We start from the raw sequence: 11,969 nt of genomic DNA, 5'->3' as shown, positions 1-11,969 counted from the left end.
GGGCTGAGTGTCCCCTCAGCCTAGGGGAAGGTAACGTGGTCTCCGTGCACGTACTCAGCGTCAGCTCTCTCAAGGGGGGCGTCGGCAAGACGACCGTGACACTCGGGCTGGCCTCAGCGGCTTTCGCACGAGGCGTCCGGACTCTCGTCGTCGACCTCGATCCGCAGTCCGACGTCTCCACCGGGATGGACATCCAGGTCGCCGGGCGACTCAACATCGCCGATGTCCTGGCGAACCCGAAGGAGAAGGTCGTCCGTCAGGCGATCACCTCCAGCGGCTGGGCGAAGGTGCACCCCGGCACGATCGACGTGCTCATCGGAAGCCCTTCCGCCATCAACTTCGACGGGCCGCACCCGAGCGTCCGCGACGTCTGGAAGCTCGAAGAGGCCCTCGCCTCCGTCGAGGCGGACTACGACCTCGTGCTCATCGACTGCGCGCCGTCGCTGAACGCCCTCACGCGCACGGCGTGGGCTGCCAGCGACCGCGTCATGGTGGTCACCGAGCCCGGCCTGTTCTCGGTCGCCGCCGCAGACCGCGCCCTCCGCGCGATCGAGGAGATCCGCCGCGGCCTCTCCCCCCGGCTCCAGCCGCTCGGCATCGTCGTGAACCGTGTGCGCCCGCAGTCCATCGAGCACCAGTTCCGCATCAAGGAGCTCCGCGACATGTTCGGCCCGCTCGTGCTCGCCCCCCAGCTGCCGGAGCGCACGTCGCTGCAGCAGGCACAGGGTGCGGCGAAGCCCCTGCACATCTGGCCCGGAGACTCGGCGCAGGAGCTCGCCGCCGACTTCGATCAGCTGCTCGACCGGATCATCCGCACCGGACGCATCGCACTTCCTGAGAACGTCTGACCCTCCGCTGCCGCGTTCATCACGGCCGTGAGCGACGCGGTGAGCACGGAGCGGTCCTTCCCCGCGACCCATCCGCTGCGCTGACCGGCACGATACTCGATCAGCGTGATCGCCTCGCTGTCCTGCCCGACACCGGTGCTCGTCTGATGGAAGCTCAGGATGTCGACCACGAATCCGATGCGGGCGAGTGCGGCGGTGAGCGCTTCGACAGGTCCGACGCCGTCATGCCTGGTCGTGCTCTGGCCGCCGTTCGAGCGGAGGGTGATCGACGTTCCCTGCGCCGTCGTGTCGTATTCGACGAGGTCGACGGAAGACGGAGCCGGTGCAGCGAGGTAGGCGGCGTGGAAGATGTCCCAGAGCTCGACGGCCGTGACCTCGCTGCCGGTCTCATCCGTGTACTGCTGGACGTGGCGGGCGAAGTCGATCTGCAGGCGTCGCGGCAGCTCGATGCCGTACTCGGTCTCCAGCAGGTAGGCCATGCCGCCCTTTCCTGACTGGGAGTTGACGCGGATGACGGCGTCATAGCTGCGTCCGATGTCAGCGGGGTCGATCGGCAGATACGGCACCTTCCACTCGATCTCCTGCTCCGGCCGGTCTTCCGCAGCGGCGCGTGAGCGGTGCTCGGCGAAGCCCTTCCTGATCGCGTCCTGATGCGTGCCGGAGAAGGCCGTGTGCACGAGGTCGCCGACGTAGGGATGGCGTGGAGGGACCTCGATGCGGTTGCAGTGCTCCACGGTGCGGCGGATCTCGTCGATGTCGGAGAAGTCGATCATCGGGTCGATGCCCTGGGCGTGCACGTTCAACGCGAGGGTGGCGAGATCGACGTTTCCGGTGCGCTCCCCGTTGCCGAAGATGCACCCCTCGACGCGCTGCGCACCGGCGAGTACGGCAAGCTCGGCGCAGGCGATGCCGGTCCCGCGGTCGTTGTGCGGGTGCACGGAGAGGATCACGGCGTCGCGGCGGGCGAGGTTCCTGTGCATGTACTCGATCTGATCGGCGTACACGTTCGGCGTGGCGATCTCGACGGTGGCCGGCAGATTGAGGATGACCGGCCGCTCCGGGGTCGCATCCCACAGCTCGGTCATGGCGTCGCAGACCTCGAGGGCGAAGTCGGGCTCGGTGAGGTTGAACACCTCCGGACTGAACTCGAACCGCACGTTCGGCAGGTGTCCGGCGAACTCGAGCACGTCGCGACCCCCGGCGAGGATCAGCTCCTTCAGGCCCTCTCGGTCCTGGCCGAGGACGACGTCCCGCCACATCGGCGCGGTGGCGGTGTACATGTGGATCACGACCGGGTTGCGGATACCGCGGATGGACTCCACCGTGCGCTGGATCAGGTCGCGCCGGGCCGGGGTGAAGACGACGATCGTCACATCCTGTGGTGCGATGTCCGTGTCGGCGACCAGACGGACGAAGTCGTAGTCCGTCTGCGAGGCGGACGGGTAGCCGACCTCGATCTCCTTGTAGCCCATGGCGACCATCAGCTCGAAGAAGCGCTGCTTCCGGGCCGCGTCCATCGGCTCGGCGAGGGCTTGATTCCCGTCACGCAGATCCACCGGCACCCACAGCGGCGCATGCGTCAGCCGGTTGCTCGGCCAGTCGCGGGCGGTGAGCGGGACCTCGACACGCGAGTACACATCCCGGTAGCGATGCGAGGGCATCTGCGAATGCCGCTGCGGATTCCATGCCGGCGCATTCGCCGGGATCGGGCCGAGGGGCGTGGAGAGGGTCGAGAAGCTGCTGCTGGTCATGGTGCGGTTCCTGTCCGGATCGTTCATCTTCGATCGACCGGCACGCGTATCGGCTCCACGTCGGGGAGCCGGTCTGGCTAGGCCCCGCCGTGGCGGCGAAGAAGAAGGAACCAGCAGGTGAGCATGCGTCGAACCTACCACAACTCCTCAGACAAGCAGAGCAGTCGAAGAGATGCCAGAATGACCGTATGACGACCGTGCGCCGCGAATCCCTCGCCGAGCAGGCCGCCGAGCTCCTCCTCACCCGCATCCGGGAGAGGGAGTGGGAGATCGGCGGGAAGCTGCCCGGTGAGACGACGCTCGCGCCGCAGCTCGGCATCGGCCGCTCCACGGCGCGGGAGGCGATCCGCATCCTCGCGGGTCGCGGCGTGCTCACCACCCGCCAAGGGGCCGGTGTCTTCGTCACCGCCACCGACGTCCCCGCGACCTGGGATGCCGTGCTTCAGCGTGCGGACATCGTCGCCGTCATCGAGGCGCGGACGGCGATCGAAGTCGAAGCCGCCACCCTCGCCGCCGGACGCCGCACCTCAGCCGAGCTCCAAGCCCTCCGCAGAGCGCTGGGCGAACGAGAGCGACACCGCGCAGACATCGACGAGCACGTCGAGAGCGACATCGCCTTTCACCGTGGCATCATCGTCGCCGCGCAGAGTCCGGTGCTGCTCGAGCTGTTCGACGGCTTCGCGCCGCGCAGCCGGCAGGCGATGACCGACATGCTGCGGCTCCGCGGCCACCACGGCGACGAAGCCGACCACGACACCCACGAGCGCATCTACGAGGCGATCGCCTCGCGCGATGCCGAAGCGGCGTCCGCTCTCACCCGAGCGCACCTGGACGTGCTCAAGGGAAAGCTCAGCTGAAGCCGGCGCGGGTCCGGGGAGGGCGAACGGGTCGCGGGGCCCAGGCCTGTCGAAAGATCAGGCGGAGCGCTTCGAGCGGCGTGCCGAGAGCTCGTCGACGGGATCCGGTGCGGTCGGGTCGAATGCGACGAGCGTCGACTCCACCTCGCGGAGCACCTTCCCGACGGCGATGCCGAACACGCCCTGGCCGCGGCTGACGAGGTCGATGACCTCGTCGTTCGACGTGCACAGGTAGACGGAGGCGCCGTCGCTCATGAGCGTGGTGCCGGCGAGATCGCGGATGCCGGCGCGGCGCAGCTCTTCGACCGCGGTGCGGATCTGCTGCAGCGAGATGCCGGTGTCGAGCAGGCTCTTGACGAGCTTCAGCACGAGGATGTCGCGGAACCCGTAGAGGCGCTGCGAACCGGAGCCGCTCGCGCCGCGGACGGTGGGCTCGACCAGCTCGGTGCGTGCCCAGTAGTCCAGCTGACGGTAGGTGATGCCGGCGGCACGAGCGGCGACGGCACCGCGGTAGCCGACCTCATCGTCCATGGCCGGGAGACCGTCCGTGAAGAGGAGTTCGGGTACGAACCGCGGGTCGCCTGTGAGCTCATCCGCATTCATCTGAAATCCTCCCTGGAACGGTTATCTCCACGGTAGAGCAGTGCCCGTGCACCGGCAATGACATCCGTGGGACGTCGAAGGTGTGTCGCAATCAGTTCGTTACGAAAGCACACGCGACAGGGCGTCCTTGACGAAGAGCGAGCGCACTTCGTCGATCTTGGCCGCCAGCTCGGGAGCGAGTTCGCTGGCCTTCGCGCGCGACGTGGCATCCGTCCGTCGCAGCAGCGACGACATCGCCGATTCGATGAGAGCGACCTCGCGCTCCGCCCCCTGGCGGAGGGAGCGCAGATGCCGGGGCTCGATGCCGTGGCGATCGAGCGCGACGAGTCCGCGCAGAAGCGTCACCGTCGCCTCGGGGTAGTTCTCCTGCGCGGTGATGACGCCGGTGCTGATCGCGTCGTTCAGCAGCTGGGGTCCTGCCCCTGCCGCCGCGAGGAGCTCGGCCCGACGGTAACGACGGGGCGTCGGCGTGATCGAGGGCGGCGGCGCGAGCGAGGTCTCCCCCGCGCTGCTGTCCAACTGCTCCCGGATCACGCTCAGCGGCAGGTAGTGATCCCGCTGCAGGGTGAGTCCGAGACGGAGACGCTCGATGTCCGCTGTCGAGAACTTGCGATACCCGGACTCGGTGCGCGAGGGGCTGACGATGCCCTGCACCTCGAGGAACCGCAGCTTGCTGGAGGTCAGATCGGGGAACTCCGGAGTGAGACGCGCGAGCACCTGACCGATACTCAGCAGGCCCGCGGACGCAGAGCGTTCGCGGGCGGGAGTCGCCGCCATCAGGCGTTCGCCGCCTGGCGGTCGTGGGGTGAGGCGAAGAAGTTCAGTCGGAACTTGCCGACACGCAGCTCAGAACCGTCGACCAGCGCACTGCGGTCGACGCGCTCGCCGTTCACGTAGGTTCCGTTGAGGGAACGCTGGTCGATGATCTCGAACGTCGTGCCGGTGCGGGTGATCTCCGCATGACGGCGCGAGACGGTCACGTCGTCGAAGAAGATGTCCGCCTCGGGGTGGCGTCCGACGGTGGTCACGTCGGTGTCGAGGAGGTATCGGGCACCGGCGAGGGCGCCCGAGCGGACCAGCAGAATGGCCGATCCCGACGGCAGCGCCGCGATCGCAGTCTGCTCGACGTCGGTGAGCTCCACGCCGAACGGCACGAACGACAGGTCCGAATCGTGTCCGAACGTCTGCGTCACGTCGTGTTTCTGCTCACCAGAGCGGTGGATCGCGGCTTCTCCGGCCGGTCGGCTGTCGCTGTCAGTCACTGTGCCCTCCTAGGCTGTCCAGACTAACGGATGCCGAGGGGCTCGCGGGAGGCCGCGTGCATACTCAGCCGTCACATACCGGGTCTCCTTAGGGTGGACCTGTGAAGACCCACGCCCTGCGCCTCTCCGTCGTCCCCGTCGCCCTGGCCGCGACGCTTCTCGCCGCGTTCCTCGTGCTCGCCTCCCCGCTCTCGGCATCCGCGCACGATGCGCTCGTGTCGTCGGACCCGGCAGCCGACAGCCAGATCGAGACCCTCCCCGCCGAGCTGACGCTCACCTTCAGCGCCAAGCTGATCGACGGCGAGGGCGCCACCGAGGTCGTCGTCACGGACTCCGCGGGCAACGCGGTCACGGACGGGCCCGCCACCGTCGACGGCGCCGTCGTCACGCAGCCGCTCGTGTCGGCCGCCCCCGCCGGCGAGTACCACGTGATCTGGAAGGTCGTCTCGAGCGACGGGCATCCGACCTCCGACGAGTACTACTTCACCGTGACGACCGGCTCCGAGGTCACCCCCTCCGAGCAGCCCAGCGCCGCGCCGACCAGCGCAGCACCCAGTGACGAGGCGTCCGCGACGCCGGAGGCGACGGCCACCCAGGCCCCCGATGCGGACGGCGGATCCGGCGCCACCGCATGGATCTTCGCCCTGTCGATCGCCGGCATCCTGGTGATCGCGGTGCTGATGGTCTGGTACTGGCTTCGCAGCCGCCGCGGCGGTGCCGAACCGGGCGCCGAGCCCGGTTCCGGGCCCTCGTCGGAGCGATAGGCTTAACGCATGCCCCATTACGATGTCGTCATCCTCGGTGCCGGTCCTGGTGGATACGTCGCCGCTGTCCGCAGTGCACAGCTCGGCCTCTCCACGGCCATCATCGAAGAGAAGTACTGGGGCGGTGTCTGCCTCAACGTGGGCTGCATCCCCTCCAAGGCGCTTCTCAAGAACGCGGAGCTCGCGCACACGCTGAACCACAAGGCCGACTTCTTCGGCATCTCGGGTGAGTTCACGATCGACTACGGCAAGGCGTTCGACCGCAGCCGCGTCGTCGCCGACGGCCGCGTCAAGGGCATCCACTTCCTGATGAAGAAGAACAAGGTGACCGAGTACGACGGCCGCGGCACCTTCACGGGCCCGAAGGCGATCTCGGTCGCCAAGGCCGACGGCTCCACCGAAGAGGTCACCTTCGACAACGCCATCATCGCCACCGGCTCGCGCGTCCGGCTGCTTCCGGGCGTCGAGCTCAGCGACAACGTCGTGACGTACGAAGAGCAGATCATGAGCCGTGAGCTGCCGAAGTCGATCGTCATCGTGGGCGCCGGCGCCATCGGCATGGAGTTCGCCTACGTCATGACGAACTACGGCGTGAAGGTCACCATCATCGAGTTCCTCGACCGTGCCCTCCCCAACGAGGACGCCGACGTGTCGAAGGAGATCACGAAGCAGTACAAGAACTACGGCGTCGACATCCTCACCTCGACCAAGGTCGAGACGGTCGTCGACAACGGCTCCTCCGTCACCGTGACCTACACGGCCAAGGACGGCCTGCAGTCGTCGATCGAGGCCGACAAGGTGCTCATGTCGGTCGGCTTCGCCCCGAACACCGAGGGCTTCGGCCTCGACGCGACCGGCGTGAAGCTCACCGAGCGCGGCGCGATCGACATCGACGACCACATGCGCACGAACGTCGAGGGCATCTACGCGATCGGCGACGTGACCGCCAAGCTGCAGCTCGCCCACGTGGCGGAGGCGCAGGGCGTCGTCGCGGCCGAGACCATCGGCAAGGCCGAGACCATGACGCTCGGCGACTACCGCATGATGCCGCGCGCGACGTTCTGCTCCCCCCAGGTCGCCTCGTTCGGCCTCACCGAGCAGCAGGCGAAGGACGAGGGGCGCGACATCAAGGTCGTCAGCTTCCCGTTCATGGCCAACGGCAAGGCGCACGGCCTCGGCGAACCGGTCGGCTTCGTCAAGCTCATCGCCGACGCCGAGCACCTCGAGCTCATCGGCGCGCACATGATCGGCCCGGACGTCGCCGAGCTTCTGCCCGAGCTGACCCTCGCGCAGAAGTGGGACCTCACCGCGCTCGAGCTGGCCCGCAACGTGCACACCCACCCGACGCTGTCGGAGGCGCTGCAGGAGGGCTTCCACGGCCTCGCAGGGCACATGATCAACTTCTGACGCGAAGCGTCAAGGTTGAGCGAGCGAAGCGAGTCGAAACCCTGACGCAACGCACGAAGGCCCCGGCCCCTCTCGAGGGTGCCGGGGCCTTCGTGCGTCAGAGGTCGTGCGTCAGAGACCCCGCATCGTGATGAGCCCGGCGGACCACCGGCGCAGCGGCCGCGTCCCCATCGTCCGGATGACGAGCTCCCTCGGAACCGCGACGCCGATGGGCGCCGGAGCCCCCATCGACATGTAGAAGGCGGACCGGCGCTGGACGATGCGCGTCGCTCGACGAAGGTCGCGGTCGTACCCCGTGAGGTCCGGCATCCCCCCGGGCAGCGATCGCGCGAGCTCCCGCGCCAACCGCACGGCATCCGTCCAGCCCAGATTCATCCCCTGACCGCCGATCGGACTGATCTCGTGCGCCGCGTCACCGAGGAGGACCACGCGTCCCTGCGAGGTGCGCCGAGCGACATGCTGCGCGGCTTCGAAGACGGTCGGCCGTGCGTCATCCGCGAGTTCCAAGCGGATGCCGGTCCGGGCCTCGACCGCGCTGCGGAAGGCGTCCGGGGTGCCGAGCTGCTCCCCTGCTCCCTGGCGCGCCACCCACCGGCGCCCTCCCCCCGGCAGCGGGAAGGATTCGACGAGGCCAGACGGCTCGCAGTGCAGCACGGCGCGGGCATCCGTCTCCGCATCAGCGACGTCGACCATCGCGTAGGTCGCGCGCCCCCTCCGGCGGCTCCACCCGAGTCCGAGATCCTCGCGCACACGGCTCCGCACTCCGTCGGCCACCACGACGCAGCTGGCGGCCAGCTCGCGGGGCCCGTCCGGGGCATCGACCGCGACGCGCACCACCTCGCCCGCCGGATCGACCGCGCGTACGGCCCATCCGGAGCGCAGCGCATCCGGCGCGAGCGCCCGCAGTCGTGCTCTCAGCAGCGCGTCGGTACGCGGCTGCGGGAGGATCAGGACGGGCCGCTCGGGCGGGAAGGCGAGCGACGCCAGGGTCCGCCGACGGCTGCGCACCTCTCCCCCGTCGAGGCGCAGCGCCTCGGCCCGGACCTCGGCGCCGAGACCGGCAGCCTCCAGCGCGTCGAGCCCCGGCCGATGGATGCCGATCGCACGGGTGCGCGTGTCGGCATCCGTGCGACGCTCGCAGACGACCACCCGCAGTCCGTCCTGCGTCAGCAGACACGCCAGCAGCAGACCCACCGGGCCCGCGCCGACGATGAGCACGTCATGGTCGGGCACGGTCGTCCTCCCACCGCACCTCCAGTCGGGACGGCACACCCCCGCGGACCCGCCAGCCCCGCGGGACGATCGCCCGGAGCTCCGCGACCGTGTGGGACCGGCGGATGCTGAGGAGCCCGTCCACGCGGATGAAGGAGTCGGCCAGGAGGTTCCGGGAGAGCGGCCAGGTGGCCGCCGCGAAGAGCGCATAGGCGGTGCGGCCGCGGGCGATGTCGTGATGCGCGGCCAGCCCGCCGGGGGCGAGAAGCCGCCGGGAGTCCTCGAGCACGGTCTGCAGCTCCGCATGGTCGAGATGGTGCAGCACATGGTTGGAGAGCACGACGTCGAACGTCTCCCCCGCGTCGACGAGCTCGGTCGACAGCGCCCTTCGGTAGCGCACCCCCGCACCGCGATCGTGCGCGGAAGCCCACCGGATGGCGCGCTCGTCGGTGTCGAGAGCCGTGATCTCCGCCTCGAGCCCGTCGCGGCGCAGCCGTCCGGCGAGGAACCGGCACAGGTCGCCGCCACCGGCGCCGATGTCGAGGATCCGCAACGGCGCACCGACGGCCCTCGGACGGATGTCACGGCGATAGAGCAGACCGGGGCGCGAGACCACGGCGTTCACGAAACCGAATCGCCCGTAGGTGCGCGCCAGCATCCGCTCGTCCGCCCGCGGATCGTCCATCAGCTCCCGGATGCCGACGTCTCGAGCCGAGAGTCCCGAGCTCATGAGTCCGCGGAGGCCGTGACGGTCATCAGGGCGCTCTCGGCCGTCAGCCCCGGCCCGAACGCCATCGCCGAGACGCGATCGCCGGCCCTGGCGCCCTCCTCGTCGAGGATGCGCTTGAGCACGAACAGCACGGTCGCGCTGGACATGTTGCCGTTCTCGCGCAGGACCTCCCTGGCGGGGTGCAGCTGGGCGTCGCTGAGGTGCAGCTTCTCCTGGACGCGATCCAGGATGCTGCGCCCGCCCGGATGGATCGCCCAGTGCTCGACCTCCCGGCCCACCGCATCGTCGTCGAACGCGGCGACCAGGTCATCCTCCGGCGCGTACAGCGGGCGCAGCGCGCCGATGATCGTCTCGCCGATGATCTGCGGCACGGTCGTGGCCAGGATCATCTCGAACCCGGTGTCGCCGATCGTCCAGGCCATCGCCTTCTCGCCCTCCGGCGCGATCGCGGTGTGGAAGCGGTCCAGGCGCAGGCCGGTGACCGCCGACGGGAGATCCCGCGCCGTCACGATGCCCGCCGCCGCGCCGTCTGCGAACAGCGAGGACGCGACGATCGTGTCCGGGTCCTCGGAGGACCGCAGATGCAGGGTGCACAGCTCGACACTGACCACCAGGACGACGGCGTTCTCGTCGGCGAGGCAGAACTGACTCGCGGCACGGAGCGCCGGCATCGACGCGTAGCAGCCCATGAAGCCGAGGTGGTAGCGCTGCACGCTGTCGGACAGACCGAGAGCCCGCACGATCTCGTACTCCGGGCCGGGGGCGTGGAACCCGGTGCACGAGACGGTGATGACATGCGTCACATCGGCGGCCTCGAGGTCGGGGTCGGCATCGAGCGCATGACGGGCGACGTCGACGAAGAGCCGTGCCGCCTCGCGCGTGTAGACCTCGTTGCGCGCCTTCGTCCCCGGCGCGAGGAGCGCTCCCGACCGGCGGTCGAAGAAGACCGGATCCGCCACGTCGGAGTCGAGCGACAGTTCGTCGATCACGGTGTGGCGGGTGTCGATGCCGGACACGTTGAACGAGGTCGACACGATCCGCTGCGCCAGTCGCCCGAGATCGGGCTGCGCGGCGAAGACGTCGCGCACCTCGTCCTGGTGGAGGACGGTGTCGGGGACGATCGTCTGCAGCGATCGAAGCACAGGCGGTCGGCTCATGCTGTCACTCAAGCACGCGCCGAGCTCGCCCGGGAAGGGGTTGCGTACGGCGACGGCATCGGGCTAGAACCCCAGCGCGCGGGCGAGCTTGGATCCGGATGCGGAATGACGGCCTCCGGCGGCGCGCACTGCCCGCTCGACGGCGGCGAAGAACGCCTCTCGTCCGGCCACGTCGGTCGGGGCTGCGGGTCCGAGCTCCATCTCCCACTCCCGCCATTCGCGCTGCACGCCTCCGCGGAGGTCGGTGGCGCGGACTCGATCATCGACGAACTCCGCCACGACCCCGTCGGGGCCGGTGAGCAGATACGCGGTGCGGTCGTTCTCGATCCGGGCGAGCGGTGCGAGGGGCTCGGTGGTCCAGGTGGAGACGGTCGCGGCGACGGCGTCGGGAAGCCCGTCGCCCTCTCCGAGCGGCCAGCCGAGCTCGAGTCGTCCGTCGCCCTGCCTCGGCCCCTTCACGTGCCAGCCCTCGTCCGGGCCGCCGGTGCGGCGGCGGAGTGCGACTCCGGAGCGCGCGAGGACGCCGTCTGCGGTGTCGAAGTACCGGGCGTCCAGCGCCCGCTCCTCTCCCGCCGTGACGGCGTCGACGCCGGGGATGTCCTCCCAGCCGGGCAGCGGCGTGTCGATGTCGACGTCGTACTTGCGCTCGACCTCGACAGTGCGGGACGGCTCAGTCGTCATCGTTGAGGGTGAGATCCTCGAGGGCTTCGTCGAACCAGTAGTCGATCTCGGTGGGACCGTCCTCGGGTCCCGTGTTCTGCGGCTCGCCGCGGCGGTTGTACACCACCTGCGTCTCGCTGTAGGGGACGATCAGCTTGTCGTCCGCGTCGCCGAGGGGGATGATCTGCCCGTCGAGCGGGCCGCCGTGAAGTCGTGCGAGTGCCATGACCTCAGAGTAGACCCTTCATCCGACGAGGATGCCGAGGAGCGCGCCCGCGATCATCCACGGTCCGAACGCGATGCGGGTGGCGCCGTCCGCCCGGCGCAGGAGCATCAGGGCGAGGGCGAAGAGGGAGCCCAGCACGAAGGCGGAGGCCGCGCCGATCGCGAGCTGCTGCCAGCCGTGCCATCCCAGGACGAGTCCGATGACCGCGGCGAGCTTGACGTCGCCTCCGCCCATCCCCGAGCGGCTGATCAACCGCAGCAGGGCGTAGAACCCGGCGAGGACGAGCAGACCGAGGAGAGCGCGGATCATCGGAGCGCTCTGCGCCGAGACCACGGCGTCGATCACGACGAGGAGGATCAGCGACGCGAGGGTCGGCAGCACGATCCGATTCGGCAGCCGATGCGTGCGGATGTCGATCACGGTCAGCCATCCGCCGATGCCCAGCAGCGCGCCGTGCACGAGGGCGACGATCGCGAGCCGAGAGTCCATCCC

Annotated in this window: 14 protein-coding genes; 4 read left to right on the top strand and 10 right to left on the bottom strand. The window is 69.4% G+C overall.

The features are described 5' to 3' along the window. The first annotated feature begins 44 nt into the window (after positions 1-44). Positions 45-848: a ParA family protein gene (locus tag ABS642_RS01685; RefSeq protein WP_282216757.1), complete on the top strand. Its 804-nt coding sequence runs from the start codon at positions 45-47 to the stop codon at positions 846-848. Here ABS642_RS01685 and ABS642_RS01680 read toward each other — a convergent pair. Then, positions 791-2,599 (bottom strand): 2-isopropylmalate synthase, encoded by a 1,809-nt coding sequence (locus ABS642_RS01680; RefSeq protein ID WP_350352028.1) that lies wholly within the window; start codon positions 2,597-2,599, stop codon positions 791-793. The genes ABS642_RS01685 and ABS642_RS01680 overlap by 58 nt on opposite strands. A gap of 188 nt (positions 2,600-2,787) precedes the next feature. Here ABS642_RS01680 and ABS642_RS01675 point away from each other — a divergent pair, with 188 nt between their 5' ends. After that, positions 2,788-3,456 carry a FadR/GntR family transcriptional regulator gene (locus ABS642_RS01675; protein ID WP_350352027.1) on the top strand — a complete coding sequence of 223 codons (669 nt, stop codon included), beginning with the start codon at positions 2,788-2,790 and terminating at the stop codon, positions 3,454-3,456. Positions 3,457-3,513: 57 nt separating this feature from the next. Here the strand turns inward: ABS642_RS01675 and ABS642_RS01670 are convergent, their stop codons facing one another. The 3 genes from ABS642_RS01670 to ABS642_RS01660 all read right to left on the bottom strand — a co-directional run bounded on the left by ABS642_RS01670 (position 3,514) and on the right by ABS642_RS01660 (position 5,321). Beyond that, positions 3,514-4,059, bottom strand: a complete 546-nt coding sequence (locus ABS642_RS01670) for a MerR family transcriptional regulator (protein ID WP_116636800.1) — start codon at positions 4,057-4,059, stop codon at positions 3,514-3,516. A 99-nt stretch (positions 4,060-4,158) separates the two neighbouring features. Then, on the bottom strand, positions 4,159-4,836 hold the full coding sequence (locus tag ABS642_RS01665; RefSeq protein ID WP_350352026.1) for a MerR family transcriptional regulator: 678 nt from the start codon (positions 4,834-4,836) through the stop codon (positions 4,159-4,161). Next, positions 4,836-5,321 carry an FHA domain-containing protein gene (locus ABS642_RS01660; protein WP_282216753.1) on the bottom strand — a complete coding sequence of 162 codons (486 nt, stop codon included), beginning with the start codon at positions 5,319-5,321 and terminating at the stop codon, positions 4,836-4,838. Before ABS642_RS01660 ends, ABS642_RS01665 begins: the two co-directional genes overlap by 1 nt. Positions 5,322-5,422: 101 nt before the next feature. Between ABS642_RS01660 and ABS642_RS01655 the strand changes: the two genes are divergently transcribed. Then, entirely contained in the window at positions 5,423-6,085 is a 663-nt protein-coding gene (locus ABS642_RS01655) for a copper resistance protein CopC (protein WP_350352025.1), read from the top strand. A gap of 9 nt (positions 6,086-6,094) precedes the next feature. Beyond that, the gene (lpdA, locus tag ABS642_RS01650; protein WP_350352024.1) at positions 6,095-7,492 is read left to right on the top strand and encodes a dihydrolipoyl dehydrogenase; all 1,398 of its coding nucleotides are present in this window, start codon (positions 6,095-6,097) and stop codon (positions 7,490-7,492) included. A gap of 111 nt (positions 7,493-7,603) precedes the next feature. Here the strand turns inward: lpdA and ABS642_RS01645 are convergent, their stop codons facing one another. The 6 genes from ABS642_RS01645 to ABS642_RS01620 form a co-directional block, all read right to left on the bottom strand. Beyond that, on the bottom strand, positions 7,604-8,725 hold the full coding sequence (locus ABS642_RS01645) for an NAD(P)/FAD-dependent oxidoreductase (protein ID WP_350352023.1): 1,122 nt from the start codon (positions 8,723-8,725) through the stop codon (positions 7,604-7,606). Further along, positions 8,712-9,434: a methyltransferase domain-containing protein gene (locus tag ABS642_RS01640; protein WP_350352022.1), complete on the bottom strand. Its 723-nt coding sequence runs from the start codon at positions 9,432-9,434 to the stop codon at positions 8,712-8,714. Before ABS642_RS01640 ends, ABS642_RS01645 begins: the two co-directional genes overlap by 14 nt. Beyond that, a complete protein-coding gene (locus ABS642_RS01635; RefSeq protein WP_350352021.1) occupies positions 9,431-10,591 on the bottom strand; it encodes a type III polyketide synthase in 1,161 nt (386 codons plus the stop codon). The genes ABS642_RS01640 and ABS642_RS01635 overlap by 4 nt, the downstream gene beginning before the upstream one ends. 63 nt (positions 10,592-10,654) lie before the next feature. Then, positions 10,655-11,272 carry a CYTH domain-containing protein gene (locus tag ABS642_RS01630; RefSeq protein ID WP_350352020.1) on the bottom strand — a complete coding sequence of 206 codons (618 nt, stop codon included), beginning with the start codon at positions 11,270-11,272 and terminating at the stop codon, positions 10,655-10,657. After that, positions 11,262-11,477, bottom strand: coding sequence for a response regulator (locus ABS642_RS01625; protein ID WP_116636791.1), 216 nt, complete (start codon positions 11,475-11,477; stop codon positions 11,262-11,264). Before ABS642_RS01625 ends, ABS642_RS01630 begins: the two co-directional genes overlap by 11 nt. An 18-nt stretch (positions 11,478-11,495) precedes the next feature. Beyond that, a complete protein-coding gene (locus ABS642_RS01620; protein WP_350352019.1) occupies positions 11,496-11,966 on the bottom strand; it encodes an A24 family peptidase in 471 nt (156 codons plus the stop codon). Positions 11,967-11,969: the final 3 nt, after the last annotated feature.

It is taken from the genome of Microbacterium sp. A8/3-1, assembly GCF_040267695.1.
Classification (GTDB): Bacteria; Actinomycetota; Actinomycetes; order Actinomycetales; family Microbacteriaceae; genus Microbacterium; species Microbacterium luteolum.
This window is presented reverse-complemented; position numbering and strand designations above follow the sequence as displayed.

Bases quoted from the DNA above. Each gene is read 5' to 3' on its own strand.
- ABS642_RS01680 (WP_350352028.1), bottom strand. From the start codon at position 2,599: ATGACCAGCAGCAGCTTCTCGACCCTCTCCACGCCCCTCGGCCCGATC.
- ABS642_RS01675 (WP_350352027.1), top strand. From the start codon at position 2,788: ATGACGACCGTGCGCCGCGAATCCCTCGCCGAGCAGGCCGCCGAGCTC.
- ABS642_RS01670 (WP_116636800.1), bottom strand. From the start codon at position 4,059: ATGAATGCGGATGAGCTCACAGGCGACCCGCGGTTCGTACCCGAACTC.
- ABS642_RS01665 (WP_350352026.1), bottom strand. From the start codon at position 4,836: ATGGCGGCGACTCCCGCCCGCGAACGCTCTGCGTCCGCGGGCCTGCTG.
- lpdA (WP_350352024.1), top strand. From the start codon at position 6,095: ATGCCCCATTACGATGTCGTCATCCTCGGTGCCGGTCCTGGTGGATAC.
- ABS642_RS01640 (WP_350352022.1), bottom strand. From the start codon at position 9,434: ATGAGCTCGGGACTCTCGGCTCGAGACGTCGGCATCCGGGAGCTGATG.
- ABS642_RS01635 (WP_350352021.1), bottom strand. From the start codon at position 10,591: ATGAGCCGACCGCCTGTGCTTCGATCGCTGCAGACGATCGTCCCCGAC.
- ABS642_RS01630 (WP_350352020.1), bottom strand. From the start codon at position 11,272: ATGACGACTGAGCCGTCCCGCACTGTCGAGGTCGAGCGCAAGTACGAC.
- ABS642_RS01625 (WP_116636791.1), bottom strand. From the start codon at position 11,477: ATGGCACTCGCACGACTTCACGGCGGCCCGCTCGACGGGCAGATCATC.
- ABS642_RS01620 (WP_350352019.1), bottom strand. From the start codon at position 11,966: ATGGACTCTCGGCTCGCGATCGTCGCCCTCGTGCACGGCGCGCTGCTG.